Source organism: Shimia sp. SK013 (assembly GCF_001292625.1).
Taxonomy (GTDB): Bacteria; Pseudomonadota; Alphaproteobacteria; order Rhodobacterales; family Rhodobacteraceae; genus Shimia.
In genome coordinates this window covers 726,690-752,400 of record NZ_LAJH01000009.1, presented here as the reverse complement: position 1 = coordinate 752,400, position 25,711 = coordinate 726,690, and the positions used below count along the sequence as shown (strand labels likewise).

The window sequence follows — 25,711 nt, the reverse complement described above, 5'->3', positions numbered from 1 at the left end:
GGAGATCCTTTCACCAGATACCTGGAATTAGCCGGAATCGCGTTTGTTGCTGATAGGCGGCGTATCCGTCGAGATCTTGGACCAGCAGCTGTTCTTCACCAATGATACGGATGGCGAGCAAGAACGCCAGTGCCATGCTGACAAAGACGGCCAGCCAACTGCCAAGCAACAGGGAGGCAAAGAGGAAAAACGGAATCAGGCACGCGTAAAATGGATGGCGCACGATGGCGTAGGAGCCTGTTGTGACCACCGTGTGCGCGCGCTCTTCCTGAAGGCGGACGTTGGGCACAAGGAAGCTGTTCTCGAGCATCGTGTGATAGATACCATAGTATGACGCAACCATACCAACAGCGCCGAGCCATTGCAGCCAAACAGGCACAGATGACCAACCAAAGCGGATGGCATCAAAACCGGGCACGATAATCCAGAGCGCAATCAGAGCCATGATGCCGGCCATCATGAATTTGTCCCAGAGCGGTTGATCCTTGGCCATGGGTTTGGTGCGCTCCTCAAGTAGGGCCGGGTTGGCCCGTGCCAGTCCGACGGCCGCCAGCAAGGTAACCACAGAGAACAGGCCGAGAAACACCCACGCTGCCAGCCAGAGCACAGTGCCCGCAGTGCCAAAGAGGATGGCGCCCATCACGACCACCTCTGCCGCAACAAGGATCAGCGCCTTGTGCAGGATCGCGGGGGATGTTGGTTGATTTGTCTGGGTCATCTCATCGCTACGTTTGTTACAAACAAAAACGGCCCGGAAAATCCGAGCCGTTTCATAATGTCGTATTTGACTGTCATTACTTAGGAAGCGGGCCGATCATCATGATCATTTGGCGGCCTTCCATCTTGGGCATGTTTTCGACCCTGCCCATTTCCTTGATGTCCACTGCCACGCGTTCAAGCAATTCACGACCCAGGTTCTGGTGGGCCATCTCGCGGCCACGGAAGCGAAGGGTGATTTTGACCTTGTCGCCGTTTTCCAAGAACTTGTAGACGTTGCGCATTTTGACTTCGTAGTCGTGCGTGTCCGTGTTGGGGCGGAATTTGACCTCTTTGACTTCGATCGTCTTCTGCTTTTTGCGTGCCTCGGATTCGCGCTTCTGCTGTTCATATTTGAACTTGCCGAAGTCCATGATTTTACACACGGGCGGATTTGCATTCGGAGAGATCTCTACGAGGTCGAGACCCGCCTCAGCAGCCATGATCATGGCCTGAGCAGGGGTTACGACGCCGGCGTTTTCGCCTTCTGCACCGATCAACCGGATTTCCGGGGTGCGGATACGGTCGTTTACACGAGGGCCGGTATCGCGCTGGGGCGGTGCGTTGTGGGGTCTGCGGGCTATGGTTTTGTTCCTTCAATAGCGGAGTGCCTATGGGACGCTAAGGTATTCGCGGTTTACCGCCGTTACAACAGCCGAATTGCGCGGGATTGAGCCATTTACTGCCAGTTTCCCCCTTGAGGCTGGACCAAATGGCAGGCAACTCATGAAACTGAAGGCCCGGGCGGTTTTGATCGGGGTGTGAAGCAAGGGAGTTTTTACTCATGAAGAATCTTATTGTCGTGATTGTGTTGGTGGCTGCGGCGGCCGTTGCTTATTTGGTTTTGGCTCCAAAAAGTGCTGAAGAAGCGGCGCCGATGACCGAAACCGAAACTGTGCCAGCTGTCGAAGCGGTGACAGAAGAAGTTGAAGAAATTGTGGAGGAGGCAACCGAAACGGCGACGGATATTGCCGAGGAAGCAGCGGACGTTGTGGAGGAGGCAGTGGGCACCGCGACAGACGCGGCCACCGACGCGGTTGAGGGTGCCACAGAGGCCGTGACCGACGCAGTTGATGAAGCTGTAGAAGGTGCCACTGATGCGGTGAACGATGCTGTTGAAGGCGCTACCGATGCCGTTGAAGGTGCAACTGATGCGGCAACTGATGCGACTGAGTCCGCAACTGAGACTGCGAGTGAGGCCACTGAAGCTGCAACCGAGACTGTGGCCGAAGAAGCCACAGAAGCGGCAACAGAAGGTACGAACAGCATGCTGGACCTGCTGTCTCCTGAAGGGTTCAACTATGACAAGGTTGTCGAAATGGTCGACGGCTCTGAGCTTGACCTGATGAAGAAAACCGCGCTGAAGACCGCACTGGACAGCGCCAAGGACAATCCGGAACTGCTGACGCAGGTGCTTGATCAGATCAAAGGCGCGCTGGGTCTGTAACGACCCCGCTGGTTGAGTATAGACGCCCCCAACTGCGAGGTTGGGGGCGTTTTCGTTTGGGCAGGGCGATATGCGCGGGATTGGTGCCGGTCTGCGCCGGTTTTAGACGGCGACAGGCTTTTCACGCCCGCGCAGAACAGCCCACATAAGGCCGAGCGCCAGCAGGCCAAACACCAATCCCATGACGGATCCGGGTTTCACACCGCCAAACGCCCCCACAAATATCGCGTCGTGAAAGTTGATGGCGGCAATGCCAAAGGCCCCGATCAGCAAAGATTCGGTTGTGCCGCGAATGGCACCATAAAGGGCAATCAAGGCGATCGTCAGTTGCCGGCCCAGAAAAAGCCCGGCGACCGAGCCAAGCGACGCAGCCTCACCGGTCAGTGATTTCAAGCCCGGATTGTTTGCAGGGTTAAGGTAGGCCGGAATAGTGAACAGCAGGATGATTGTCGCGAGAGCGCCCAAGGCTATCCTGATCCATAAAGCATGTTTGAAAGTTGTCATTGTCTGTAATCCTATCAATCTATCTTTCCGGAAAGATAAATTGCTCTATTGTGATCGGCAAGAAGAATCTTCAGGTTCAGGAGAGCACCAAGAGCGGAGAGATGTGTGGCGGCTTCTGACAATGACACGCGAGTACCCGATGTGCCCGTTGCCGCGCGGATTGTTCCGGCGCTTTTTCGCAGCAGAAACATCATCTGGGACAATGATCATCGCATTGTTGAGGCGCATGGGGTGACATGGTCGCAATTTGTGACCCTGATTTCGTTGCAATCTGCCGGTCCCGAATTGGTCTTGTCACCCACCCAACTGTATTCCGCGGTGCAAGTCAGTTCTGGTGGTCTCACAAAGATGCTGACCGGGCTTGAAAAGGACGGTTACGTCGATCGCGTCCCAAACCCGCAGGACAAGCGCAGTCGGTTGGTCAAATTGACACCGACGGGAGATCGCAAAGCCCGCGGCATTTCAAAGGAACTTTTGGCGGCAAACCAGACACTGATTGGCGGGATTTTGACAGACGCGGAAACGGAGCAACTGGCGGCGCTTTTGAGGAAACTCTTGATTGGGCTGCAGCAGTCGCCCTTGTCGTAGGCTGGTTTTTGGGCGGCCTGAAAATAGGGTGATTCAAAAGAAAAGCGCCCCTGATCTCGTGACCGAAGGCGCTTTAATTGTTTCTGGTAAGTCTCAGTCTAGGAAGGCTTTTTCCACCACGTATTGCGCAGGTTTGGAGTTCGCGCCTTCTTCCAGACCAGCTGCTTCGAGCATGGCTTTGAGTTCGAGGTTGAACGCCAAATTGCCACAGATCATCGCGCGGTCGTTTTGCGGGCAGAGCGGCTCTACGCCGAGGTCTTTGTAAGCTTCGCCGGAGTTGATGAGGTCGGTGATCCGGCCCATCTTGGCGCTCTCTTCGCGGGTGGTGGTGGGGTAGTATTTGATCTTCTTCCAGAAACCTTCGCCAATCACCTCATTCAGCAGTTCGTCTTCTTTGAGCGAGTCAATGATGTTGCGGCCATAGATCAGCTCATCCGCCTGACGGCAGGTGTGGGTGATGATGATCTCGTCGTAATCCTCATAGGTCTGCGGCTCGCGCAGCAGGGAGGCAAAGGGCGCGAATCCGGTGCCGGTGGCAAAGAACCACATGCGTTTTCCCGGGATCAGCGCGTCGTGCACCAGCGTGCCAACGGGCTTGGGTTTCATAAAGATTTCGTCGCCCACTTTGATGTGCTGCAATTTGGAGGTCAGCGGACCGTCCTGCACCTTGATCGAGTAGAACTCCATTTCCTCTTCCCAGCTGGCAGAGGCGATGGAATAGGCGCGCAGCAGAGGCACCTGTTTGCCGGTCTTGGGGTTTACTTCGCCCATCAGGCCGATCATCACAAATTCGCCCGAGCGGAAGCGCAGCGATGCGGGGCGCGTGCATTTGAACGAAAACAGACGGTCGGTGTAGTGCTTTACCTCGGTCACGGTTTCGGTGTTTGGCAGCTTCGGGGCCTTGGCGGCGGGCGCGGTTGTCACGGGTGTTTGCTCGTTCATAATCACATCTCGGGCAGGAGTAACCCTTGCCCCTCATCTAGCAGTTTCAGGTGTCATTTAAAGGCATATCGGCAATGCGGCTTTGATTTAACGCAAGGTCGCATTACGATTTTGCTATGTGTTAGCCGCGCATGCGGGCCTGATAGTCATGGGCTTTCCAGTCGGCTCGGAAGGTCCATTCGGCCTCGGGCTGACGTTTGGCGAGGTCGTCGGAAATTTCCACTTCGTCAAAGCCGACGCGTCGGGCCATGGCGTATTGGTCGGAAATCACATGGCCCTTGGCGCGCAGGCGGCCTTGGTAGCCGTTCAGGCGCAAATGGCGTGCAATGGTAAAGCCGCGTCCGTCGGCGAATGATGGGAAATCCACGCGGATCATTTCAACGCCTGCAAGACTTTTGGCCAGTTCGGCAGGGTCGGTGTCGGAAGGCACGTCCAGGGCGGAGACGTCGTTGGCGGCTTCGTCCAGCGGTACAAAGGCGCCTGTGTAGTCGTCTGCGCCAAAGCCTGTATCGGTTACAATCACAGTCATGTTGTTTCTCCTGATCGCACCATTTTGCCATTCACAAAATGGATGCCACACTCGTCTTTGTCCTGTCCGCGCCAGCGGCCAGACCTAGGGTCTTGGCCTTTGGCCACTTTGGACGTGCAGGGTGCACAGCCAATCGAGGGATAGCCTTGCGCCACAAGCGGGTGACGGGGCAGGCGGTTTTCTTCCATGTAGTCGCGCACGTTTTCCGGCGCCCAATGGGCCAACGGGTTGACCTTGATGCGACCGGTGAAATCTTCGACTTCGAAGAAATCCAGCGCGGCGCGGGTGCCCGATTGAAACCGTTTGCGTCCCGTGATCCAGCCGTCATAGCCGCGCAGCGCCTTTTGAAGAGGGCGCGTTTTGCGCAGGCTACAGCAGGCATCGGTGTCGCGTTGGTGCAGGGTGCCGTCCGCATCTTCGGCGGCCAGCGTGGCGTCAGACGCGCGGATGATCTGCACGTTTTCAAGGTGCAACCGTTCGGCTAGTTCCTGTTGATAGACCAGCGTTTCGGCAAACAGCATCTCGGTGTCGACAAAGATCACCGGAAGTGTGCGATCCACAACAGCAGCCATGTGCAGCAGCACAACGGATTCCGCGCCAAAGGAAGACACCAGCGCCAGTTTTCCGGCCTGCGGATCTTTGAGCGCTGCCTGCATCACAGAAGTGGCCGAGTGATGGCGGTATCGTAGGTTTAGTGCATCCACTTTGGCTTGCAGCGGGTCAACGCGGGTTGACCCCGGCGCAAGGCCGGTGGTCAGCGGAGAGGTGAGTGGGGACAGCCCATCATGCTGCATTGGCCCGAACCTTAGCGTCTTGTGCCTCCGGATAGAGGTAAGCTTTGAACGGGGCCAAGCCAAGGCGACGGTAGGCCGCGAGGAAGGTTTCCGCCGGACTGTCGCGCAGCTCCAGATAGCCGTTCACCAGCCGTTCGATAGCCGGAACGATTTCGTCATAGGCAAAACCGGGGCCTGCGCGCTCGCCAATGGCGGCATCCCAAGTGGCGTCGCCACCCAGCGTGATCTGGTAGTTTTCCACCCCAGCGCGGTCCAGACCCAGAATGCCAATGTGGCCCACGTGGTGGTGGCCACAGGCGTTGATGCAGCCCGAGATTTTGACCTGCAAGTGGCCGATATCGTGCTCAAGCTTCAACTCGTCAAACCGTTCCGCGATCTTCTGCGCAACCGGGATCGAGCGTGCTGTTGCAAGCGCGCAGTAGTCCATCCCGGGGCAGGCAATGATGTCGCTGATCAGGCCGATGTTGGCCGTGTGGAGGTCAACGTCGCGCAGGGCGGCGTAGACGACGGGCAAGTCGGATTTGTGCACATGTGGCAGGATCACGTTCTGCTCGTGGCTGATGCGCAGCTCGTCATGGCCAAAGTCACGTGCAATCTGTGCCAGCGCGCGCATCTGGGCCGAGGTGGCATCGCCAGGCGTGTCGCCGTGTTTTTTGAGAGACACCGTAACAACGGCATAGCCGTCCACGCGGTGCGCGGCCAAATTGGTGTCTGCCCAGCTGCGGAACGTCGGGTTGGCGTCATAGGCAGTGTCGTAATCTACGGTTGGCGCATTTCGGAAGGCAGGGGCCGCGAAGTGCGCTTTGATGTCCTCAAAGAGCGCCTGATCGACGCCGGAGAATGTCGGTTTGATCTGCGCAAAGCGTTCGTCGACGCGTGCGCGGATGTCTTCAAGACCGTGCTCGTGCACGGTGATCTTGATACGGGCCTTATATTTGTTGTCGCGACGGCCGATCTGGTTCCAGACCGAGACTGTGGCCTCGATGAAGGGCAGCAAGTCTTCTCGGGGCAAGAAGTCGTGCAGGACTTTGCCAATCATTGGCGTGCGGCCAAGGCCACCACCAACAAGCACTTGATAGCCCACAACGCCGGCGTCGTTTTTCACGATGCGCACAGCCAAGTCATGCGCCTTGAGCACGGCGCGATCCGCAGCGGCACCGCTGACAGCGATCTTGAACTTGCGGCCCATGAACTGAAATTCTGGGTGATCTGTTGACCATTGGCGGATCAGTTCGGCCAGTGGGCGCGGGTCTTCGATTTCGTCCGCAGCAGCGCCGGCGAAATGATCGGCGGTCACGTTGCGGATGGTGTTGCCCGAGGTCTGGATCGCGTGCATGCCAACTTCGCCCAAAGCGTCGAGCATGTCAGGCACATCGGTCAGCTTGGGCCAGTTGTATTGGATGTTCTGACGGGTGGTGAAGTGGCCGTAGCCCTTGTCCCACTTGTCTGCCAGCAGTGCGAGGGTGTCCATTTGGGCGGACGACAGTGTGCCATAGGGAATGGCGACGCGCAGCATGTAGGCATGCAGTTGCAGATAAAGGCCGTTCATCAGGCGCAGCGGCTTGAATTCATCCTCGGTCAGGTTGCCGGCCACGCGGCGTTCGACCTGTGCGCGAAACTGAGTGTTGCGCTCGGCCAAGAAAGCTTTGTCGAAGTCGTTGTAATGATACATGGGTGCGCTCCTGCGTGCCTGTTACTGGCCGACGGCCTGCTTGCCGTGGAAATAGTTGGAGGGGCCAGTGCGGCGGAAATCCTCGCGGAAGTGGGTTGGTTCTGGGCCGTTGTCGCTGGCGACAGCGTCCGCCAGATACGCGCCAACGATTTCGCCAACCTGCTGCTCTGCCTCAAGCAGACGCAACTGGGCGTGGGCTTCGTCGGTCAGCAACTCGGCCAGTGGCAGGTCGCGAGTCCAGCCGTTGTCGGCGGTCAGATAGATCACGTCGCCCTCGATAAGGGCGTTTGCGGTGACAACTTTGGGTGTGAATGCGCGTGGCACTGTCTCTCTCCCGTTTGAGAACTTGAGTAATATATAGGAAATATTCCCGCATCAGCGCCAGATGTGTGGAGAAATAGAAACGCTTGTTCCTCGCTAAGGTCCGTGTTAGGCCGGAATTCCGAAAATACGAGGGAAACGGGATGGCATTGCGCATCGACGACATGGATCGGAAAATTCTTGGCGAATTGCAGCGCGACGCGGCGCAATCGTTGGACGAAATCGCCAAGCGGGTGGGGTCAAGCAAGACACCTGTGTGGAACCGGATTCGCAAATTACGCGAGGCGGGGGTGATCAAACAGCAGACGGTGCTGCTTGATGCCGAAGCGCTTGGTTTTGAGGCGTGTTTCTTTGTTTTGATCCGCACCAGCGAACATGAATCCGATTGGCAGGCAAAGTTCCTGACGGCGCTGCGCGAACGTCCCGAGGTGCAGGAAGCGCATCGGTTGGCCGGTGATATCGACTATATCCTCAAGGTTCAGGTGCAGAACGCGCGGGCCTATGACAGTTTTTATCAGGCGCTGATTTCAGAGGTAAAGGTGCACAACGTGACAGCACTTTTGTCGATGGAAGAAATCAAGTCCACGACAATGCTGCCGCTGTGAGCCCAAAAGGCCGGTCTGTATCACGGTGGTATTGCGTCGGTATCGCGTCGGTGGCGTTTTTGGGTCGCGACGTAGGGCGTTAGACCGTGACCTCCAGCCGTTCCAGCCCGTGGAAGTGGTAGGCATTGGCGTATTGCGGCGTGCCTGCGAGCGCGAGGTTGGGGCAGCGATCAAACAGGATCGGCAGCGCTATTTTCAATTCAAGACGGGCCAGCGGCGCGCCGACGCAGAAATGCAGACCGCCGCCAAATGCTGTGTTGGTTTGGATTGCGCGGGTGGGATCAAACGTGTTGGGATCGGACCATCCTGCAGGGTCGCGGTTGGCAGCACCCAGCATCAGGGCAATTTGATCCCCCCGTTTGAAAGTATGGCCTGCGACCTCGATGTCCTCGTAAGCGTAGCGGGTGAACATGTGCAGTGGCGGATCATATCGCAGGATTTCCTCGACCGTTCGATCAATGCCCTCAGGCGCCAGCCACGTCGGGTTGATGCCGGTCTCCAGAAGCGTTTTCACCCCGTTGCCCATCGAATGCACAGTGGCCTCATGCCCCGCGTTGAGCAAAAGAATGCATGTGGTGATCAGCTCATCGGTTGAGAGTTTCTCGCCTTCTTCCTCGGCGGCGATCAGGCGTGAGATCAAATCCTCGGACGGGGTTTTGCGGCGGTCGTTTATGTAGTCAGTCAGATACGCGATGAAGTCGCGGGCCGCGGTGTTGGCGGCGTCCTCATCCGCGCGGGTGCGACCGGCGGTATACATTTTCACCATGTCATTGGACCACTTGAGGAACTGCGGGGCCATGTCATCCGGCACGCCAAGCAGGCGGGCGATGGTGATCAGCGGCACCTGCGTGCAGAAGGTGTCCAATAGGTCGAATTGGGTGTCGGGGAACTGATTGATCAAGTCATGACAGAGTGTTTCGACACCATCGGCAAGCGCGGCGATGGAGCGCGAGGTGAACGCGCGGAGCACCAGAGCGCGCAGGCGGGTGTGACGCGGGGGTTCCAGCTCGAGCATCGAGTGGGCCTCGACCCTGTAGAAGTCGGCAACATGTTCCGGGATTTCCGGGGCGAACTCCGGCGGGACTTCACGACCAAATTTGCGGTTCTTAAACAGCGCGCTGACCAGATCGTGCGACATGGCGGCGGGCATTTTGTAGTCATCCCAATGCACCAACGGACCAGCGTCGCGGGCCGTGTCGTAAAAAGGGTAGGGATTTTGAACAAAATCCGGTGCGGTCGGGGATTGGGTCAGAGTCTTCATGCGTCAGCTTTTGACCAGATGGACAGGAAAGGCAAGAGGGGCGCCGCGACACAACGTTGCGCGGGGCGCGGACCTTGGGCGGTGCGGGCAGATACGTGCATTTTTTGGACCACACTTGCGCCGACTCGCAGCCCATTCCAAAAGCCGCTAGCTTGTCCGTTATGACAAACCGGATCAGGCACCGTGCAGCGATTCTGCTGTTTTCCTTGCTGGCCATTGCGGCCGTGGCGGGAGGCGTGTGGCGGTATGGCTATGGGCAGGCACTTGAACAGTTGCACCGGCGTGGCGAGGCGGATCTGGCACTTGCAGCGGACCGTTTGACCGCTCAGTTGCAGCGATATCAAGAGCTTGCGGTTTTGATGGCTGAACACCCGACGCTTTTGGCCTTGGCCGAAGGGCGTGGCGATAGCGCGGCCGCGCGCGCTTTGTTGTTAGAAGCAGCCGACAAGACATCGGCGCTGGATTTGATTTATGCCGATCCATCGGGGCGGGTTTTGGCGTCGGCACGCTCGGATGATTTGAGTATCGGGTCCGTGGGGCAAACCCCATATTTCGAACGGGCTTTGCATGGCGCTTTGGGCACGCATCACGCGGTGGATGCGCGCCATGACACACGTGCGTTTTACTTTGCGGCCCCGACATTCGGCACGGATCGCAAGGTGCAGGGCGCGTTGGTGGTGGTGGTTGATGTGGTCGTGGTTGAGGAGAACTGGCGCGGCGACGGCCCTGCGGTGGTTTTTTCCGATCCGGCGGGGGAGGTGTTTATTTCCAATCGCTCGGAGCTTTTGTTTTGGTCGCGCGCGGAGGGCGATGTGGGCTTGAAGCCGCCGCAAGGGGCAGCGCCGCCGTTTTTGTCCTATCGGCACGGGGCATACGAGATTTGGCAGCTTGATTGGGGACCGTATTTGCCGTCGCGGGGATTGCATATTGTGCAGGACTTGCCGGTGATCGACATGCTGGGCGAGGCGATCGTCGATGCAGCGCCCGCGCGTCGTCTCGCAGCGTTGCAGGCGGGGTTTGTGGCGGCGGTTGCTTTGGCGTTTGGGTTGATGTTGTGGTTGGCGACGGAGCGGCGGCGGGTGTTGGCACTGGCCAATGCCGAGCTTGAAGCGCGGGTCGCTGCGCGCACGCAGGCCTTGAGCCAGACCAACGCGGCCCTACGCCGGGAGGTGACGGAACGCGAGGAAGCGGAGGCGGCGTTGAAGAAGGCGCAGGATGATTTGGTGCAGGCTGGCAAGCTGAGCGCGTTGGGACAGATGAGCGCGGGGATTTCACACGAGTTGAACCAGCCGCTGATGGCGATTCAGACATTTGCCGAAAACGGGGAGCGGTTTCTGGAGCGCGGCAACGAAGGCAAGGCGGGTGAAAACCTTGGTCGCATCGCACAGATGGCGACCCGAATGGCGCGTATTATCAAGAACCTGCGGGCCTTTGCCCGCAATGAAAGCGAGCCGATGGGGCGGGTGGATTTGATCGCTGTGATCGATCAGGCGGTGGAGCTTACTGGCGCGCGTCTGCGTCAGGAAGATGTCACACTGTCGTGGCGCGGCGGTGCGCCTGTGTATGCTTTGGGCGGCGAGGTGCGTCTCGGGCAAGTGTTTGTAAACCTGATCAACAATGCGGCGGATGCCATGGCGGACAGTGCAACCCGCCACATCGAAATCTCTATGCAAACCGAGCCAAGATTGATGGTGCAGGTGATGGACAGCGGCCCGGGCATCGATGAGCCTGACCGGATTTTCGACCCGTTCTACACGACCAAGGAGGTTGGTAGTTCTGAGGGCATGGGGCTTGGACTGTCGATCAGCTATGGGCTTGTTCAAAGCTTTGGCGGCAAGATTAGGGGTGCCAACCGGCTTGAAGGTGGGGCTGTATTCACAGTCGAGTTGGACCGGTGGAGCGAAAAAGAGGAGAACGCGGCATGACGGCGCCGGTTTTGGTTGTGGATGATGACCCGAATGTGCGCGAAGCACTTGGGCAGACGTTGGAGTTGGAGAATATTCCGGCGGTTGCGGCGGGCTCGTTTGTAGAGGCCAAGGATTTGATTGTGCCGGGCTTTGGCGGGGTGATCCTGTCGGATATGCGCATGCCGGGGCGGGACGGGTTTCACCTTTTGGCTTATGCACGCGAAGTGGACGCCGAGCTGCCGGTAATCTTGTTGACCGGTGAGGGCGACATCCCGATGGCGGTCAAGGCGATGGCGCAGGGGGCGTTTGGCTTTCTGGAAAAACCTTGTGCGCCGTCAGAATTGGTGGCGGTGATAACCCGCGCGCAAAAAGCCCGCGGCATGGCGTTGGAGAACCGGCGCTTGAAGGCACAGCTTGAAACCGGCGATGCGGCAGCGCGGTGGTTGTTTGGCACATCCGAGCGGGCAGAGGCGCTGCGCCGACAAGTGCGGCATGTGGCGCGGATCGGCGCCGAAGTGTTGGTCACAGGCGCGCCGGGTACAGGTATTTCCAAGGTCGCCGAAGTCATCCACCTGTGTTCACCGCACAGCGAGGGTCCGTTTGGCAAACACACCGCGTCTGGCATGGATGTGGCGCGGTTTGAACAAGCAGTGGCGGACGCCAAAGGGGGCAGTTTGTTTCTGGACGACATTCAGGCGATGTCGATGGAGACGCAATTTGCCCTGATGGGCGCGATGGATCGGGACGGGGTGCCGCGCCTGATTTTTGGCAGCACGGCGCGGTTGGAGGACGCCGTGGGTGCGGGTCAGTTGCACGCGGACCTGTATTACCGGCTGGACGGATTGCAGGTGCGCATACCAGCATTGTCCGAGCGGACTGAGGATATCCCGGTCCTGTTTCGGCACTATGTTGCACAAGCCGCCGAGCAGGCTGGCGTGCGTGCGCCAGAGGTCACGCCAGATGTGCTGAGCGGTTTGATGGCGCGGGAATGGCCGGGCAATGCCCGCGCCTTGATGAGCGTCGCCATGCGGTTTGCGCTGGGGTTGTCCGGTGAGGAAAGCCGTGATGCGCGGTTGGGCTTGGCAGACCAGATGGCGCAGGTGGAACGGACCTTGTTGCAGGAGGCCTTGCGCAAGCATGATGGACGCGCGGCGGCAGTTGCTGAGGCGCTGAAACTGTCTCGTCGGACGTTGTATGATAAGCTGGAAAAATACGGATTGCGGCCAGAAGATTTCAGGTGAGGACAAGGCATGGTGGACACTGCAAAGACCGCGTTCGAGATGATTTCCGGTATGAATCCCGAGTTGAAGAACGGCCTCTATGTCTTTACGATAACTCGGGAAAAAGAAGTATTGGAACGGTTGTTGCCGGAGGCTTTGTGCCTGTATCGCGAGGCCGAAGGGCTGTCGATGATCTTGCCGGTGGCCGTCGCCGCGCGGGAAGGTTTTGACACGGATCAGCCGATGCGGTGCATCACGCTCAACGTGTATTCCGCGCTTGAGGGCGTCGGGCTCACGGCGGCGGTGGCCACGGAATTGGCAGCACACGGCATTGCCTGCAACATGGTGGCAGCCTATCACCACGACCACGCCTTTGTGCCAGCGGCGCAGGCGGAAAACGCGGTGCGCATTCTTAAATCTCGGCAACAGGCGGAAGCGGCAGGCGAAGCGTAAACCTGTTAGCGATATCAGAATGCCCGCACTGCATCTGGACTTTGTCGCAGTTTGCGGGGAAAAATGACGCTGAGGCGAGCGAACAGGACATTCCTTTTGACCGAGACAACCGAACAAATCACTTCGGGCACCCGAGGGCAGCATTGGCGCGCGGTGGCGTCGATGTTTGCATTAAATGGCGCGTTGTTCGGCGTCTGGGCCTCGCGCATACCGGCAATCAAAGACCTGCATTCCCTGAGCCATTCGCAGCTTGGCGGTTTGCTTTTGCTGTTGGCCGCTGGCGCGATTGTGGCGTTTCCGGTGGCGGGTTGGTTGAGCGATCGGCGCGGAGCCGCACAGGTGACGCGGATTTTGGGCGTGCTGAATGGGCTTGCGCTGTTTGCGTTGGCCTTGGCTCCGAGCCCGGTGACGTTGGGGTTGGTTCTTTTGGCCTTTGGGGCCTTTCACGGCGCGATGGATGTCACCATGAACGGCTGGGCCGCGGAGGTGGAGCGGTGGGCCAAGCGCCCGCAGATGTCGACCTATCACGCGATGTGGTCCTTGGGGGCCGGTATCGGTGCTGGCACCGGGTATCTGGCGATCACCTTTGGGTTTGGGCTTTTGATGCATTTTCTGATGGCGGGCGGCGGTTTGTTGTTTGTTGCGCTGCTGTTTTCGCAGGATGGCTGGGTGTCGCAGGTCAACACAGCCGCGAGAGAGTCGGTGTTTTCGCTGCCAAAAGGCGGGTTGATCCTTGTTGGATTTCTGGCGATGTGCGCGTCGATGGGCGAAGGCGCCATGGCGGACTGGAGCGCGATTTACATGCGTGACGAAATTGGTGTGCGACCTGAGTGGGCGCCTATTGGGTTCGCGATTTTCTCGGCTGCGATGGTTTTGACGCGGCTTTCCGGCGGCTGGTTGACCCGACTGGCCCCGCCACATCAAGTGGCGCGGGTATGCGGTTTGATTGGCAGCGGCGGCATGGCTTTGGCGATATTAAGCCCGTCCATTTGGGGCACGCTGGTGGGATTTGTGCTTTTTGGCATCGGGCTTGCGTTGATATTCCCGCTGGCCTTTAGCCGCGCGGCCAACGATCCGGACACGCCACAGGGCCAAGCATTGGCCGGTGTGGCCACGCTGGGCTATGGCGGCATTCTGTTGGGGCCGCCGGTGATGGGGTTCATCGCCTCGGCCACATCGTTGACAGTCAGCTTTGCGGTGCTGGCTGCAATGGCTCTGATGATCACTGTGTTGGCGGGCGCATTGAAAGTACCGGAGTAAATCGCAGAGGCGCGCGTTCTGTTCTTGCAGCAGATCCGGGCGGTCTATTCCGCAGGCGTCTTGCCTTCGCATCGCTCAAGTTGGTCAACTTGGTGCAGGGCGAGAGTCCTGCTTGCGGTGAAGCCGCCGCGCACATGATCCCACCACGCGCCGACGTAGGAGCGCTCGGCGGTGGCGTGAAACACCTCGGGCGCGACGCGGTGCAGGGTGGGCAGGCGGGTCCAAGCCACATTTGGAAAGCTGTGATGCTCGTTGTGATAACCGGTGTTGAACAACAGCCAATTGATGGGGCCATAGCTTGAGCGTGTGGGGTTCACCAGATCGTCGCCGGGATGTTCGGAGAGTGATTGGCCAAGGTTTGTGATGCCGAGCTTTCCGAGAAAGAGTGAGAGCGACCAGATATGGTAGAGCAGCGCCCATGGGCCAAGTAGGGCCAGCATCACAAGGTTTGAGAGAAGGCTGACAACTATGTAGGGACGGGCCTCTGCTGAGGTGGGGCTTGTCCCGGTGAAGCGCGGCATGGGATCGCGATTGGGGCGGCCAGACAGCTTGCGGTATAGGCGCGGCATGATTTGGCCCGCGAGAAACACCGAGCCAAGCGGCAGAGCATGGATAAAGAGCGTTAGGGCCGTGAGCAGCGGTTGCCACGTGGGATGCGCGCGGAACACCGATTGGCGGGCTTGCAGGGCGCAGATGTCTTCGTGTTCGTAGTCGTTGTCATAGTCGCCCACAAAGGGGTGGTGGCTGGTGACGTGCTGATGCTGATAGGTGAGCTGCTTGCCGTAGCTGGTGAGGATGAACTCGAGACTGAGGTCGAAGGCGAGCTTTGGGGCGGGGCCGCGGAATATCAGCTTGTGGCAGGTTTCGTGGATCAGGGAACTGGCCGAGTGATAGACCAGTTGCCCGAGGATGAACGCAGTGAGGCCGATGACCCAGATGGGTTGGCCTGACACCAGCCATGCAATGCCCCAATGGACGGCCAGCAGGATTGGCAGCGCGAGCGCCGTGAGCGGTTGCGGACCTGCGAGGTCGGCAAGGTCCGGATGGGCCGCAAGCGCCTCTTTGCGCATCTCGTTGTGGCGTCGGGATTGCGGGGAGATACCAGAGGGTCGGGGTGTGAGTTGGGATGCGGTCATTGGGTCATTTCAAACAAGGTGTGATGAACCGCGCCAGAGTAGCGTCATGGTGAAGGCGGTCAATGCGGCGATTCGAAGTTGAGCGGTCTGGACGTGTTTCTTGGGGCAGACAGGTTGTGCGGAGTTTCGCACAAGTGCACCGAATGGCCGTGCGGGAATTCGCACATGGAGGTGGCGTGAGTGTATCAGTCACCTTCACATTATCGGGCAAGCATTTGAAATTATATATTTTTAATTCGATTGTTCGAGTGAGGTAACAAAATGTTGAGCGCAACAGATGAGGTTGTCACTCTTTGCACACACGGCGCTGGGAGGCGCTGACTGTTTTTGACTACCGACACTCTGGGAGGAGACATCCATGAAATTCCTGACCACCGCCGCCACTGCGATGGCGCTGACTGTAACTGGTGCGGGCATTGCCGCAGCAGGTTGTGACGATGGCGAAATCGTCGTTAAGTTCAGCCACGTGACCAACACCGACAAGCACCCTAAGGGCATTGCTGCGTCGCTTTTGGAACAGCGTATCAACGACGAAATGAACGGCACCATGTGCCTGGAAGTGTTCCCGAACTCGACGCTTTATAACGACAACAAAGTGTTGGAAGCGATGCTGCAGGGTGACGTTCAGCTGGCCGCGCCGTCGCTGTCGAAGTTTGAAAAATTCACCAAGCAGTTCCGCATTTTCGATTTGCCGTTCATGTTCAAAGACGTGAACGCAGTGGATGCGTTCCAAGCGTCTGACGCGGGTCAAGGCCTGCTGGACAGCATGCAGCGTCGCGGCCTGCAGGGTCTGGGCTATTGGCACAATGGCATGAAGCAGATGTCGGCAAACGTGCCGCTGGTTTCGCCAACAGACGCCAACGGTCTGAAGTTCCGCGTGCAGTCATCGGACGTTCTGGTCGCGCAGATGGAAGCCATCGGTGGCTCGCCCCAGAAAATGGCGTTCTCCGAAGTTTACGGCGCGCTGCAGCAGGGCGTTGTGGACGGTCAGGAAAACACCTGGTCCAACATCTATGGCAAAAAATTCTTTGAAGTTCAGGACGGCGTCACAGAAACCAACCACGGCATCATCGACTATCTCGTGGTGACCTCGGTGGATTGGCTCGACAGCCTTGATCCGGCGACCCGTGATCAGTTCCTGACCATTCTTGGCGAAGTGACCGAGATGCGGAACAAAGAATCCACTTCTGTGAACGAAGCCGCCAAGGCGTCGATCGTTGAGGCCGGTGGCACCATCCGTTCTCTGGACGCGACACAGCGTCAGGAGTGGGTCGACACAATGATGCCGGTTTGGGACAAGTTCTCCAAAGACGTGGGTCAGGAAAACATCGACGCGGCGCAAGCAATCAACGCGAAGATGTAAGGCCAATCGCCTGATACTTAACTGAAATTCGGAGCGGGCGCGCCGCAGAAGGCGCGCCCGTTTTGCAACAAAAAACACGGGATACGGGACATGCAGACCAAGCATAGTTTTGTGGACCGGATCGAAGAAACCATCATTGCGCTTCTTCTGGGGCTGATGACAGCGATCACATTCGCCAACGTCATTGCCCGGTTCGGATTCAATTCAAATATTCTCTGGGCGCTGGAGGCGACGGTTTTCCTGTTTGCCTGGCTGGTGCTTTTGGGCGCCTCTTATGCGGTCAAGAAACACAGCCATCTGGGTGTGGACGCGATCATCAACATTCTGTCGCCATCGACCGCTCGGCTGGTGGGTCTTTTCTCGGCGGCTTGTTGCTTGGCCTTCTCGCTGCTGATGCTGAAGGGCGCTTATGACTACTGGGCGGTTTTTGCGGATCTGCCGCCCACGTCGGGCCGCTGGTTCCCGACAGGTTTTGCCGACAAATTCCGCAGCCAGTCGTTTTATGAAGTGCAGGACATTCCGATGGTCGGTGTGTTCCGCTTTCTGGAAGACCTGATCAACTATGGCGACGAATACGAGAAGCTGCCCAAGGTGGTGCCGTATATCGTGTTGCCGGTGTCGATGGCGCTGTTGGTTTATCGGTTCATTCAGGCATCCATCGCCATCTGGCGGGGTGAAACAGACCGGTTGGTGGCAAGCCACGAAGTTGAAGATGAAATCGAAGAAGTTCGGGCCTTGCAGGGGGAGCATGACTGATGGAAGTGGTACTACTCTTTGCGATGGTGATCGGGCTTTTGCTGATCGGGGTGCCGATTGCGGTGAGCCTTGGTCTGAGCTCGGTTCTGTTTTTGCTGTTCTTCTCGGATGCCACATTGGCGTCAGTGGCGGGCACACTGTTTGAAGCCTTTGAAGGGCACTTTACCCTGCTGGCGATCCCGTTCTTCATTCTGGCCAGTTCGTTCATGACGACAGGCGGTGTGGCGCGACGGATCATCCGGTTCTCGATTGCTTGCGTGGGGCATTTGCCCGGCGGTCTGGCGATTGCGGGTGTGTTTGCCTGTATGATGTTTGCGGCTCTGTCGGGGTCATCTCCGGCGACGGTTGTGGCGATTGGTTCCATCGTAATCGCGGGCATGCGGCAGGTGGGCTACACCAAAGAATTCGCCGCAGGCGTGATCTGTAACGCCGGTACATTGGGCATCCTGATCCCACCCTCGATTGTGATGGTGGTTTATGCGGCCGCCGTTGAGGTGTCTGTGGGCCGGATGTTCCTTGCGGGTGTTATTCCGGGCCTGTTGGCCGGTTTCATGTTGATGGTGACGATTTACGTGATGGCGAAGGTCAAGAACCTGCCGAAAGGTGAGTGGAAGGGCTTTGGCGAGATCGTGGAAAGCGGCATGGAGGCGGGCTGGGGCCTGTTCCTGATCGTGATCATTCTGGGCGGAATCTATGGGGGTGTGTTTACGCCAACGGAAGCTGCTGCGGTGGCTGCGGTCTATGCCTTCCTGATCGCCTGCTTTGTCTACAAGGACATGGGTCCGCTGTCGGCGGAGAACAACGATGGTCAGAAGGTGTCTTTGCTGCGCAAGCCGCAGGCGCTGGTGACGTCGTTCTTTCATGGCGACACCAAACACACGCTGTTTGAAGCGGGCAAGCTGACGGTGACGCTGCTCTTTGTGATCGCCTGTGCGCTGATCCTGAAGCACGTATTGACCGAACAGCAGGTGCCACAGCAAATTGCGGGCGCGATGCTGGATGCGGGCTTTGGCCCTGTCATGTTTCTGATCGTGGTGAATGTGATCCTGCTGATTGGCGGGCAGTTCATGGAGCCGTCAGGGTTGCTGGTGATTGTGGCGCCTTTGGTGTTCCCGATTGCCATTCAGCTGGGCATTGATCCGATCCATTTGGGCATCATCATGGTGGTGAACATGGAAATCGGGATGATCACACCGCCTGTGGGGCTCAACTTGTTTGTGACCTCAGGTGTGGCAGGCATGCCGATGATGGGCGTGGTGCGCGCAGCGTTGCCGTTCCTGGCGGTGCTTTTCGTCTTCTTGATCATGGTTACCTATATTCCGTGGATTTCCACCGTGTTGCCCAATGCGGTGATGGGGCCGGAAATAATCACGAAATAGCGTAATCCAGCGGAGCGCGCTCGCGCGCTCTGGTTTAAGAAAACTGCGAGGCGACGTCCCAATTGGGGCGTCGTTTTGCTTTGTGGGGGCAGCGTTAGCTTCAGGTAAGGAGCGTGGGCATCTTGGTGCGGTGCCGAACGCCCCACGCTGGGGTGGGATCAGCTTGCGGCGAGAGCGTCGATGATGGGCTGGAAATCCGTCGCCTTGAGGCTGGCGCCGCCAACCAGTGCGCCGTCCACGTTGGAGACCGAGAAAATCTCGGTTGCATTGGTCGGTTTGACGGAGCCGCCATAGAGAACAGGCACGGTGCGGCCGACGCCTTCGCCAAAGCGGCGTTCCAGGCGCATACGGATAAAATCATGCACGTCGCCGATTTGCGCCAATGTTGGCACTTTGCCGGTGCCGATGGCCCAGACAGGTTCGTAGGCGACAACGAGATTTTCACCCGTGGCCGCGTCGGGGATGGAGCCAGCAAGCTGACCGCCGATAATGTCGAGTGTGTTGTCAGCCTCGCGCTCGGACAGGGTCTCGCCGACGCAGATCACAGTGACAAGGCCGGCGTCCCATGCCGTTTGCGCCTTGGTGCGCACGTCTTCGTTGCTTTCGCCGTGATCTTGCCGGCGCTCGGAATGGCCGAGGATCACATGGCTGGCGCCTGCGTCGAGCAGCATGTCCGCCGCGATGTCGCCGGTATGGGCGCCAGACGTGGCGGCGTGGCAGTCTTGACCTCCGATATGAACCGAACTGTCGGCGGCCATTTCTGCCGCGCGGGTGATCAACGTCGCAGGCGGGCAGATCAGGATGTCGGTGTTGGCGTCAGCGGGGGCGGCGTTCAGCGCCTTGAGCTCGGCCAACGCGGCAGATGTCCCGTTCATTTTCCAGTTTCCGGCAGCCAGTTTGCGACGCATATTTCACCTCATGGAGTTATGATGCGCCTTTTGTCGGAGCTTGGCTGTGCGACGTCAAGTCCTGCTTGCACTGATCGATGGATCATCGCAAGAAAGGCGGCGAATTCTGGAGAGATCAAAATGGTTCCCACATTGGATGCAGCAGCGATCAAACGTCGCGATCCGGAAGCCCTTGCGGCCTTGCGCACTGCCGTTGAGGCAGATGGGTTTCTGGTGGTTGAGAACACGGCGATTTCCAAGGAACGTGTGCTGGAGGTGATTGCGGCCTATCGGGCGTTCTTTCGCTTGCCTGAGGCCGCCAAAGCAGCCGTGGATATGGCGCAGACCGGTGGCAACCGCGGGTGGGGGGCGTCGGGGTCAGAGCAGGTCGATCCAGATGCGAATCCTGATTACAAACAAGTGTTTGACTGCGGGTTTGAACTGTCGGAAACGGACCCTGTTCGGGGTGATGCGCTGTCTGTCTATGCGGACAATCTGTGGCCTGAGGCACCGGACATGTTCAAGTCAGTCGTGCAGGCTTATTATCGCGATGCTTTGGAGGTCTGTCTGAGCCTGCTGCAAGGCATTGCGGCAGCGATTGGAGAGCCTGAGGATTATTTTGATGCCGCGTTTAGCCGGCCGATGGCGCTGTTGCGGGGGAATTATTATCCGGAGCGACCGACTTGGGCGACGGACAAGGATTTTGGCATCGCCGCACACACCGATTATGGCTGTTTGACGTTGTTGGCCACGGACGGTGTGCCGGGGCTTGAGGCGCAAACGCGGGAGGGCGATTGGGTGCCGGTTCAGGCCGCGCCCGGTGCGTTTATCATCAACTTTGGCGAAATGCTGGAGATCTGGACCGCAGGCAGAGTGCGGGCGACGCCGCATCGGGTGATCGGCACGTCGCAAGAACGCATATCTGTGCCGATGTTTTTTAACCCGAACCATGACACCAACGTGGCCCCAATCGGGTCAGCTGAGATTGTGCAGGCCGGAGACCATTTGAAGAAACGGTTTGACGAAACCTATCTGCATTTGCAGGCGGGTTAAGCTCAATTGAGCTTGGGCGCGCCGTTTTCGTGCTCGGTGACTAGCTCTTCAACGTCTTTGAATTTGATCGATTCCCCGCAGCCGCAAGCATCTTCCACGTTCGGGTTGTTGAACTTGAAACCGCTTTCCAGCAGGGACACTTCGTAGTCGATTTCAGTGCCGAACAGGAACATCTGTGCCATGGGCGCGATCATGATCACGGCGTCGTCTTGTTTGACCACTTCGTCATGTTCGTTGGTCTCATCCACGTAGTCCATGGTGTATTCCATGCCCGCGCAGCCGCCCTTCTTTACGCCGATGCGCAGACCGGAGTGGCCTTTGCTGGCCATCAATTTGGCAATTTGGGCTGCAGCCTTGGGGGTCATTGTGACCGCTTGTTTTCCGGGGATGCCGAACATGGTGTTTCCTCTTCGCTTGAAGTCCAAAGTAGGCCGTGGGAGCGGGGGAAACAAGATGGCCCGACGGGATTTCCGTCGGGCCAACAAGATTGTGTCGATGTGTCTTCAGGCTCAGAGGCTTAGGACGCGTCGGCCATCATGCAGTTTGCATAGTAGGTGACGGTGGCAGGCCAGTCAGAGAAGATGCCTTCTACGCCGACGTCTTTTGCCAGAACATGCATCAGTTCGAAGTACATCGCGTCGTTGTTGGTCACGTCTTTGACCGTCTGGAAGTACCAGCCGCCGCCGTTGGCCAGCGGGCCGGAGCGCTCAAGCGTCCAGGTGATCAGCTTGAGACCGGCTGCTTTGGCTTTGATGGTATAGGCGGAGGGTACGATTTCGCCGTCCTTGGTGGTCACGAGCATCCACATCGGCGGTGCAATGTAGTTCACGCCACTGGCTTTCAGCTCGGCAAAATCGTGCGGGAAGGTCGAGGCGTCGTCAGGGTTGAAGCCGTCGATGTTGTAAGACGCATCGAGGAAGACAGCCTGTTTGCCGAATTCTGGTTCGTTTTCAATCCAGTAGAGTACGTCTTCGAGATTGAAAGACTGGGCCCATACGTCGGACGCAGGGATACCGGCGGCTTTGTATTCGTCGATCATCTTTTGCGCGTAGTCAGCTTGAGTGAAGCCATCAAACGGCATGTCGACAGAAGGCGACTTGAGTTCTGGTGTGAACTTGGCGCCAAGATCTTTGAAAAGTGTGATCGACTCGGCATGCGTCATGATCGTGCCTTTGGTCGAATACAGATCGGTGCGCCAGCCGGCGGTGCCGTCCAGATATTCGGCAACGGTGGTCGCGGCGCTGTTGGCGGCATCCATTTTGCCATTCAATGTGCGGTACTCGGCCAGAGTGATGTCCGAGGTGCGGCATTCGGCCGTGGCTTTTGCGTCGCCTGCTGCAGCAGAGAAGCCAGCGGTGCATTTCTCGGCCAGATCGGTGGCGAGGATGTCGGTGGTGGTGTGCAGGTCGTTCTGCGCGTGGCGGCAGACAAGCTCTTTGTCCTTGGTGAAGGTCACGTCGCACTCAAGGATCGAAGCGCCCATGCGCGCTGCTGCGCGATTGGATTCGACAGTGTGCTCTGGGAACATCATCGGCGCACCGCGGTGTCCGATCGAAAAGGGGTGCGGCTGCATCGCCATGTTTTCGCATGACTGCAATTTTTCTTTCAGAGGACCGTCTGCCATCTGATCGATCAAATAATAGGGGCGCGGGCCCAGTTCGACCTCTGCCGCGATCGCGGTCAGAGGGGTCAAGGCCAGTGCGGCAAAAAATGTCGTGCGCAACATGCGTTCACTCCCGTTGGTTGGTTTATGCAGGGGAGATCGCGCAGATGTGTGACACTGACATAGAGGTCAGGTGACGGATTTCTAAATGTTTGGTAAAGGAATTACATGAAGCCCAGTTCAAGTCGGGCTTCGTCGCTCATCATTTCCATGCCCCAAGGGGGCTCCCACACCAGCGCCACATCGACATTACGAACGCCGCCGACGCCGGAAATGGCCTCGTGCACCCAGCCGGGCATTTCGCCAGCCACTGGACAGCCCGGGGCGGTCAGGCTCATTTTTACACTGACGTCGTTCTCGGAGGTGATCGCGATCGTGTAGATCAGGCCTAGGTCGTAGATGTTCACCGGGATTTCCGGATCATACACGCTGCGACACGCTTCAACGGCCTGCTCATGCAACGGGTGGTCGACGCTTGAGGGCGCGATCAGCGGGGTGCCTTCTACGGGATCTTGGTCTGGCGCGTGTGTCATGGTGTGTCCATAAATATTCCTGAGTTTTTCATATAGGAAATATGGAAGGCGAGGTCTAGAGGGCGCGCGATGACAAAACCATCAGCAATCTTGCAAAACCTCGGGCGTGAATGGACAACGCTCTGAGTGGGTGTGAGGCTCAAGCCGTTAGGCTTGAGCCGGGCCCAACCCTGCAAGGGGCGGGAGGACATCCCTTAGGTATTAGTCGTTGATGTCATGATCAAAGGTTTTGACCTGACCGGTCGGCAGCGCAAAGGCGCGGCGCAGGATGAGCCAGGCGATCAGCGACAGGGCCGCAAAGATCAGCATAATCATCGGGATCGACAACAGTTGGGCAGGCCCCAAAAGCATGAGCCCCATGACCGCCGCACCGATGGCGAAGCCCAGAAAAACGAAGCCCGGAGCCAGCACTTCGAGAATGGCCAGAATGAGAGCGGCGGCGAGCCACGCCCACCATGTCGTCACGATATCAGCCATTACGACCCTCCCTTAAGCAGTTTAAACGCATCGCCAAATGCTTCGAGTGCTGCCGCGGGCAAGACAATGGTTTGACTGCCTTCGCCATTGCCCAAGGCATTGAGCGCTTCGACTTGTTTCAGCGCGACTTGGTATTGCGCGGCTTCGAGGCCGTTTTCCTTGATCGCCACCGCAACCACTTGGGTTGCATAGGCTTCGGCGTCGGCCTGAATGCGGCGGGCCTTGGCGGTTTGTTCGGCGGCGTAAAGTTCAGCATCTGCCGCCAGCTCAACCGCGCGGCGGGTGCCTTCAGCCTCGGTCACCTGCGCACGGCGCGCGCGTTCGGCGTTGAGCTGTTGCAGCATGGCGTCGCGGGTGGCTTGGTCAAGGTTTACGTCGAGAATTTCGGCGCGGGTCACTTCGATGCCCCAGTCATCCACTGCGGTCTCGACGCTGGACTGGATTGCGCCAATCAGGTTGGCACGATTGGATTGCACCTCATCCAGGTCCATCTTGCCGATCTCGGCGCGCACGATACCGGCCACTGTGGTGGAAATCGCACCGTCCACATCACGGATCCGGTAAACGGTCTTTTCCGGTTCGATGATGCGGTAAAAAACAGAGGTGTCGATTTGCACAAGCACGTTGTCTTTGGTGATTGCGTCCTGTGATGCGTTGGGCAATTGGCGTTCCAGAATGGAGATCTGGTGACGCACGACGTCCAGAAACGGCACAATAAAATTTATGCCTGGCCCCATGACTGCGTGCAGGCGGCCGAAGCGTTCGACCACGTGTTTTTCTGACTGCGGCACAATGCGCACGCCTTTTAGGACGACGATGATCAAGAAGATCGCCGCCAGGATCAATACGATGTTTTGCGAAAGAAGGCCGATCACGAGATCTTCCATGGTTTCCCTCTGCTCCCTTATAATTGTCTTTGTGTTTTCATGACTTAGAATGTGGTGGATGACCAGTGTTTTACAAGATCGTGTCAAAGGCGTAAGGAGGGGAAAACCAGCCGGAAGTCCCCCTATCTTGCGGGTGATTTACGCGCATCTTACCTGAAATAACAGCTTGTGACTCTGATGACCGAGAGATTTTCTTTTGCCCTGAATGCCACTGATGGAAAAGCACGCACGGGCGTGATTTCCACGCCAAGAGGCGAGATCCGCACGCCAGCGTTTATGCCGGTGGGCACGGCAGCGACCGTGAAGGCGATGATGCCTGAAAGCGTGCGCGCCACGGGGGCGGACATTTTGTTGGGCAACACCTATCACTTGATGCTGCGCCCGACAGCAGAGCGGATTGACCGGCTTGGGGGCTTGCACAAGTTCATGAACTGGGACCGGCCCATTTTGACGGATTCCGGTGGCTTTCAGGTGATGAGCCTCGCCGAGCTGCGCAAACTGACTGAGAAGGGTGTGACGTTTAAGAGCCACATCGACGGGTCCAAACATGAATTGACGCCAGAGCGGTCGATGGAGATCCAAAAGCTTTTGGGGTCCGACATTGTGATGTGTTTTGACGAGTGTCCGGCCTTGCCTGCGGATCGGGCGCGTATTGCCGAGAGCATGCGGTTGTCGATGCGGTGGGCCGCGCGCTCTAAGCAGGCGTTTGGCGACCGTCCCGGGCATGCGCTCTTTGGCATTATGCAAGGTGGGCTTGAGCAGGATTTCCGCGAGGAATCCGCTGAAGCGCTCAAAGAGATCGGCTTTGACGGATACGCTGTTGGTGGTCTGGCTGTGGGTGAAGGGCAGAAGGGCATGTTTGCGTGTCTGGATTATGCGCCCGACATGCTTCCAGTGGACAGGCCGCGCTATTTGATGGGCGTGGGCAAGCCGGATGACATCGTGGGCGCGGTCAAGCGCGGCATCGATATGATGGATTGCGTTTTGCCCAGCCGGTCAGGTCGCACGGGGCAGGTGTTTACCCGCTATGGCGTGGTGAACATCAAAAATGCCCGGCATCAGGATGATCCACGACCCTTGGATGAACACTGCGGTTGTCCGGCCTGCGCGAGCTATTCGCGGGCCTATTTGCATCACGTGTTCCGGTCCAATGAGATGATCTCGGGTATGCTGCTGACGTGGCACAACCTGCATTATTTCCAAGAGCTAATGCAGGGGATGCGCGACGCGATTGCAGCGGGAACGTTTGCGGCTTGGGAAGCGGAGTTTCATGCCCAGCGGGCACAAGGCGATATTGAGCGAGTGTGAGGAGAGACCC

Annotated in this window: 28 protein-coding genes; 12 read left to right on the top strand and 16 right to left on the bottom strand. The window is 58.1% G+C overall.

The window, feature by feature from the left end; translation table 11 throughout:
• Positions 1-10 precede the first annotated feature (10 nt).
• Positions 11-718: a methyltransferase family protein gene (locus SHIM_RS06230; RefSeq protein ID WP_054001701.1), complete on the bottom strand. Its 708-nt coding sequence runs from the start codon at positions 716-718 to the stop codon at positions 11-13.
• A 76-nt stretch (positions 719-794) separates the two neighbouring features.
• A complete protein-coding gene (gene infC / locus SHIM_RS06225) occupies positions 795-1,340 on the bottom strand; it encodes a translation initiation factor IF-3 (protein ID WP_054001700.1) in 546 nt (181 codons plus the stop codon).
• 200 nt (positions 1,341-1,540) lie between these two features.
• On the opposite strand from infC, the gene SHIM_RS06220 reads away from it, so the two are divergent.
• Complete coding sequence (locus SHIM_RS06220; RefSeq protein ID WP_054001699.1) at positions 1,541-2,203, top strand: hypothetical protein; 663 nt, start codon at positions 1,541-1,543, stop codon at positions 2,201-2,203.
• A gap of 102 nt (positions 2,204-2,305) precedes the next feature.
• On the opposite strand, the gene SHIM_RS06215 is transcribed toward SHIM_RS06220, so the two are convergent.
• Positions 2,306-2,707: a hypothetical protein gene (locus SHIM_RS06215; RefSeq protein ID WP_054001698.1), complete on the bottom strand. Its 402-nt coding sequence runs from the start codon at positions 2,705-2,707 to the stop codon at positions 2,306-2,308.
• 105 nt (positions 2,708-2,812) lie between these two features.
• Between SHIM_RS06215 and SHIM_RS06210 the strand changes: the two genes are divergently transcribed.
• The gene (locus SHIM_RS06210; RefSeq protein WP_054001697.1) at positions 2,813-3,295 is read left to right on the top strand and encodes a MarR family winged helix-turn-helix transcriptional regulator; all 483 of its coding nucleotides are present in this window, start codon (positions 2,813-2,815) and stop codon (positions 3,293-3,295) included.
• 93 nt (positions 3,296-3,388) lie between these two features.
• Here SHIM_RS06210 and SHIM_RS06205 read toward each other — a convergent pair whose 3' ends face one another.
• The 5 genes from SHIM_RS06205 to SHIM_RS06185 form a co-directional block, all read right to left on the bottom strand.
• Complete coding sequence (locus SHIM_RS06205; RefSeq protein ID WP_054001696.1) at positions 3,389-4,237, bottom strand: ferredoxin--NADP reductase; 849 nt, start codon at positions 4,235-4,237, stop codon at positions 3,389-3,391.
• Positions 4,238-4,358: 121 nt separating this feature from the next.
• The gene (locus SHIM_RS06200; protein ID WP_054001695.1) at positions 4,359-4,766 is read right to left on the bottom strand and encodes a DUF934 domain-containing protein; all 408 of its coding nucleotides are present in this window, start codon (positions 4,764-4,766) and stop codon (positions 4,359-4,361) included.
• On the bottom strand, positions 4,763-5,560 hold the full coding sequence (locus SHIM_RS06195) for a phosphoadenylyl-sulfate reductase (protein ID WP_082358288.1): 798 nt from the start codon (positions 5,558-5,560) through the stop codon (positions 4,763-4,765). Before SHIM_RS06195 ends, SHIM_RS06200 begins: the two co-directional genes overlap by 4 nt.
• Positions 5,550-7,232, bottom strand: a complete 1,683-nt coding sequence (locus tag SHIM_RS06190) for a nitrite/sulfite reductase (protein ID WP_054001694.1) — start codon at positions 7,230-7,232, stop codon at positions 5,550-5,552. Before SHIM_RS06190 ends, SHIM_RS06195 begins: the two co-directional genes overlap by 11 nt.
• Before the next feature lie 21 nt (positions 7,233-7,253).
• Positions 7,254-7,556 (bottom strand): DUF2849 domain-containing protein, encoded by a 303-nt coding sequence (locus SHIM_RS06185; protein WP_054001693.1) that lies wholly within the window; start codon positions 7,554-7,556, stop codon positions 7,254-7,256.
• A 140-nt stretch (positions 7,557-7,696) separates the two neighbouring features.
• Between SHIM_RS06185 and SHIM_RS06180 the strand changes: the two genes are divergently transcribed.
• Positions 7,697-8,158, top strand: a complete 462-nt coding sequence (locus tag SHIM_RS06180; protein ID WP_054001692.1) for an Lrp/AsnC family transcriptional regulator — start codon at positions 7,697-7,699, stop codon at positions 8,156-8,158.
• Between the two features lie 79 nt (positions 8,159-8,237).
• Here the strand turns inward: SHIM_RS06180 and SHIM_RS06175 are convergent, their stop codons facing one another.
• A complete protein-coding gene (locus SHIM_RS06175; protein WP_054001691.1) occupies positions 8,238-9,419 on the bottom strand; it encodes a cytochrome P450 in 1,182 nt (393 codons plus the stop codon).
• A 161-nt stretch (positions 9,420-9,580) separates the two neighbouring features.
• Here SHIM_RS06175 and SHIM_RS06170 point away from each other — a divergent pair, with 161 nt between their 5' ends.
• The 4 genes from SHIM_RS06170 (at position 9,581) to SHIM_RS06155 (ending at position 14,259) form a co-directional block, all read left to right on the top strand.
• Positions 9,581-11,344 carry a sensor histidine kinase gene (locus SHIM_RS06170; RefSeq protein WP_054001690.1) on the top strand — a complete coding sequence of 588 codons (1,764 nt, stop codon included), beginning with the start codon at positions 9,581-9,583 and terminating at the stop codon, positions 11,342-11,344.
• Positions 11,341-12,567 (top strand): sigma-54-dependent transcriptional regulator, encoded by a 1,227-nt coding sequence (locus tag SHIM_RS06165; protein ID WP_054001689.1) that lies wholly within the window; start codon positions 11,341-11,343, stop codon positions 12,565-12,567. The genes SHIM_RS06170 and SHIM_RS06165 overlap by 4 nt, the downstream gene beginning before the upstream one ends.
• Positions 12,568-12,576: 9 nt before the next feature.
• The gene (locus tag SHIM_RS06160) at positions 12,577-12,999 is read left to right on the top strand and encodes an ACT domain-containing protein (RefSeq protein ID WP_054001688.1); all 423 of its coding nucleotides are present in this window, start codon (positions 12,577-12,579) and stop codon (positions 12,997-12,999) included.
• 96 nt (positions 13,000-13,095) lie between these two features.
• Positions 13,096-14,259 (top strand): MFS transporter, encoded by a 1,164-nt coding sequence (locus tag SHIM_RS06155; RefSeq protein ID WP_241488798.1) that lies wholly within the window; start codon positions 13,096-13,098, stop codon positions 14,257-14,259.
• Between the two features lie 44 nt (positions 14,260-14,303).
• On the opposite strand, the gene SHIM_RS06150 is transcribed toward SHIM_RS06155, so the two are convergent.
• The gene (locus SHIM_RS06150) at positions 14,304-15,395 is read right to left on the bottom strand and encodes a fatty acid desaturase (RefSeq protein WP_082358286.1); all 1,092 of its coding nucleotides are present in this window, start codon (positions 15,393-15,395) and stop codon (positions 14,304-14,306) included.
• 358 nt (positions 15,396-15,753) lie between these two features.
• Between SHIM_RS06150 and SHIM_RS06145 the strand changes: the two genes are divergently transcribed.
• From SHIM_RS06145 to SHIM_RS06135, 3 genes are all read left to right on the top strand, one after another.
• Positions 15,754-16,758, top strand: a complete 1,005-nt coding sequence (locus SHIM_RS06145; RefSeq protein ID WP_054001686.1) for a DctP family TRAP transporter solute-binding subunit — start codon at positions 15,754-15,756, stop codon at positions 16,756-16,758.
• Between the two features lie 90 nt (positions 16,759-16,848).
• Positions 16,849-17,514, top strand: coding sequence for a TRAP transporter small permease (locus tag SHIM_RS06140; RefSeq protein WP_054001685.1), 666 nt, complete (start codon positions 16,849-16,851; stop codon positions 17,512-17,514).
• Positions 17,514-18,893: a TRAP transporter large permease gene (locus tag SHIM_RS06135; RefSeq protein ID WP_054001684.1), complete on the top strand. Its 1,380-nt coding sequence runs from the start codon at positions 17,514-17,516 to the stop codon at positions 18,891-18,893. Before SHIM_RS06140 ends, SHIM_RS06135 begins: the two co-directional genes overlap by 1 nt.
• Positions 18,894-19,051: 158 nt before the next feature.
• Here the strand turns inward: SHIM_RS06135 and tpiA are convergent, their stop codons facing one another.
• Positions 19,052-19,801, bottom strand: coding sequence for a triose-phosphate isomerase (gene tpiA, locus SHIM_RS06130; RefSeq protein WP_054001683.1), 750 nt, complete (start codon positions 19,799-19,801; stop codon positions 19,052-19,054).
• 120 nt (positions 19,802-19,921) lie between these two features.
• Here tpiA and SHIM_RS06125 point away from each other — a divergent pair, with 120 nt between their 5' ends.
• The gene (locus SHIM_RS06125) at positions 19,922-20,833 is read left to right on the top strand and encodes an isopenicillin N synthase family dioxygenase (protein ID WP_054002012.1); all 912 of its coding nucleotides are present in this window, start codon (positions 19,922-19,924) and stop codon (positions 20,831-20,833) included.
• Positions 20,834-20,835: 2 nt separating this feature from the next.
• Here the strand turns inward: SHIM_RS06125 and SHIM_RS06120 are convergent, their stop codons facing one another.
• The 5 genes from SHIM_RS06120 to SHIM_RS06100 form a co-directional block, all read right to left on the bottom strand.
• Entirely contained in the window at positions 20,836-21,231 is a 396-nt protein-coding gene (locus tag SHIM_RS06120) for a HesB/IscA family protein (protein ID WP_054001682.1), read from the bottom strand.
• 119 nt (positions 21,232-21,350) lie between these two features.
• Entirely contained in the window at positions 21,351-22,559 is a 1,209-nt protein-coding gene (locus tag SHIM_RS06115) for a glycerophosphodiester phosphodiesterase family protein (protein WP_054001681.1), read from the bottom strand.
• Positions 22,560-22,660: 101 nt separating this feature from the next.
• Complete coding sequence (locus SHIM_RS06110) at positions 22,661-23,029, bottom strand: SUF system Fe-S cluster assembly protein (RefSeq protein ID WP_054001680.1); 369 nt, start codon at positions 23,027-23,029, stop codon at positions 22,661-22,663.
• A gap of 201 nt (positions 23,030-23,230) precedes the next feature.
• Complete coding sequence (locus SHIM_RS06105) at positions 23,231-23,506, bottom strand: NfeD family protein (RefSeq protein WP_054001679.1); 276 nt, start codon at positions 23,504-23,506, stop codon at positions 23,231-23,233.
• Complete coding sequence (locus tag SHIM_RS06100; protein WP_054001678.1) at positions 23,506-24,393, bottom strand: SPFH domain-containing protein; 888 nt, start codon at positions 24,391-24,393, stop codon at positions 23,506-23,508. The genes SHIM_RS06105 and SHIM_RS06100 overlap by 1 nt, the downstream gene beginning before the upstream one ends.
• A gap of 177 nt (positions 24,394-24,570) precedes the next feature.
• Here SHIM_RS06100 and tgt point away from each other — a divergent pair, with 177 nt between their 5' ends.
• Positions 24,571-25,701: a tRNA guanosine(34) transglycosylase Tgt gene (gene tgt, locus SHIM_RS06095; RefSeq protein WP_054001677.1), complete on the top strand. Its 1,131-nt coding sequence runs from the start codon at positions 24,571-24,573 to the stop codon at positions 25,699-25,701.
• Positions 25,702-25,711 lie beyond the last annotated feature (10 nt).

Coding starts and splice junctions, on each gene's coding strand:
- SHIM_RS06165 (WP_054001689.1), top strand. CDS start 11,341: ATGACGGCGCCGGTTTTGGTTGTGGATGATGACCCGAATGTGCGCGAA.
- SHIM_RS06195 (WP_082358288.1), bottom strand. CDS start 5,560: ATGCAGCATGATGGGCTGTCCCCACTCACCTCTCCGCTGACCACCGGC.
- SHIM_RS06215 (WP_054001698.1), bottom strand. CDS start 2,707: ATGACAACTTTCAAACATGCTTTATGGATCAGGATAGCCTTGGGCGCT.
- SHIM_RS06115 (WP_054001681.1), bottom strand. CDS start 22,559: ATGTTGCGCACGACATTTTTTGCCGCACTGGCCTTGACCCCTCTGACC.
- tgt (WP_054001677.1), top strand. CDS start 24,571: ATGACCGAGAGATTTTCTTTTGCCCTGAATGCCACTGATGGAAAAGCA.
- SHIM_RS06120 (WP_054001682.1), bottom strand. CDS start 21,231: ATGTTCGGCATCCCCGGAAAACAAGCGGTCACAATGACCCCCAAGGCT.
- SHIM_RS06175 (WP_054001691.1), bottom strand. CDS start 9,419: ATGAAGACTCTGACCCAATCCCCGACCGCACCGGATTTTGTTCAAAAT.
- SHIM_RS06205 (WP_054001696.1), bottom strand. CDS start 4,237: ATGAACGAGCAAACACCCGTGACAACCGCGCCCGCCGCCAAGGCCCCG.
- SHIM_RS06125 (WP_054002012.1), top strand. CDS start 19,922: ATGGTTCCCACATTGGATGCAGCAGCGATCAAACGTCGCGATCCGGAA.
- SHIM_RS06150 (WP_082358286.1), bottom strand. CDS start 15,395: ATGACCGCATCCCAACTCACACCCCGACCCTCTGGTATCTCCCCGCAA.
- SHIM_RS06220 (WP_054001699.1), top strand. CDS start 1,541: ATGAAGAATCTTATTGTCGTGATTGTGTTGGTGGCTGCGGCGGCCGTT.
- SHIM_RS06145 (WP_054001686.1), top strand. CDS start 15,754: ATGAAATTCCTGACCACCGCCGCCACTGCGATGGCGCTGACTGTAACT.
- SHIM_RS06190 (WP_054001694.1), bottom strand. CDS start 7,232: ATGTATCATTACAACGACTTCGACAAAGCTTTCTTGGCCGAGCGCAAC.
- SHIM_RS06180 (WP_054001692.1), top strand. CDS start 7,697: ATGGCATTGCGCATCGACGACATGGATCGGAAAATTCTTGGCGAATTG.
- SHIM_RS06170 (WP_054001690.1), top strand. CDS start 9,581: ATGACAAACCGGATCAGGCACCGTGCAGCGATTCTGCTGTTTTCCTTG.
- SHIM_RS06230 (WP_054001701.1), bottom strand. CDS start 718: ATGACCCAGACAAATCAACCAACATCCCCCGCGATCCTGCACAAGGCG.
- SHIM_RS06200 (WP_054001695.1), bottom strand. CDS start 4,766: ATGACTGTGATTGTAACCGATACAGGCTTTGGCGCAGACGACTACACA.
- SHIM_RS06110 (WP_054001680.1), bottom strand. CDS start 23,029: ATGACACACGCGCCAGACCAAGATCCCGTAGAAGGCACCCCGCTGATC.
- SHIM_RS06135 (WP_054001684.1), top strand. CDS start 17,514: ATGGAAGTGGTACTACTCTTTGCGATGGTGATCGGGCTTTTGCTGATC.
- SHIM_RS06100 (WP_054001678.1), bottom strand. CDS start 24,393: ATGGAAGATCTCGTGATCGGCCTTCTTTCGCAAAACATCGTATTGATC.
- SHIM_RS06140 (WP_054001685.1), top strand. CDS start 16,849: ATGCAGACCAAGCATAGTTTTGTGGACCGGATCGAAGAAACCATCATT.
- SHIM_RS06160 (WP_054001688.1), top strand. CDS start 12,577: ATGGTGGACACTGCAAAGACCGCGTTCGAGATGATTTCCGGTATGAAT.
- tpiA (WP_054001683.1), bottom strand. CDS start 19,801: ATGCGTCGCAAACTGGCTGCCGGAAACTGGAAAATGAACGGGACATCT.
- SHIM_RS06105 (WP_054001679.1), bottom strand. CDS start 23,506: ATGGCTGATATCGTGACGACATGGTGGGCGTGGCTCGCCGCCGCTCTC.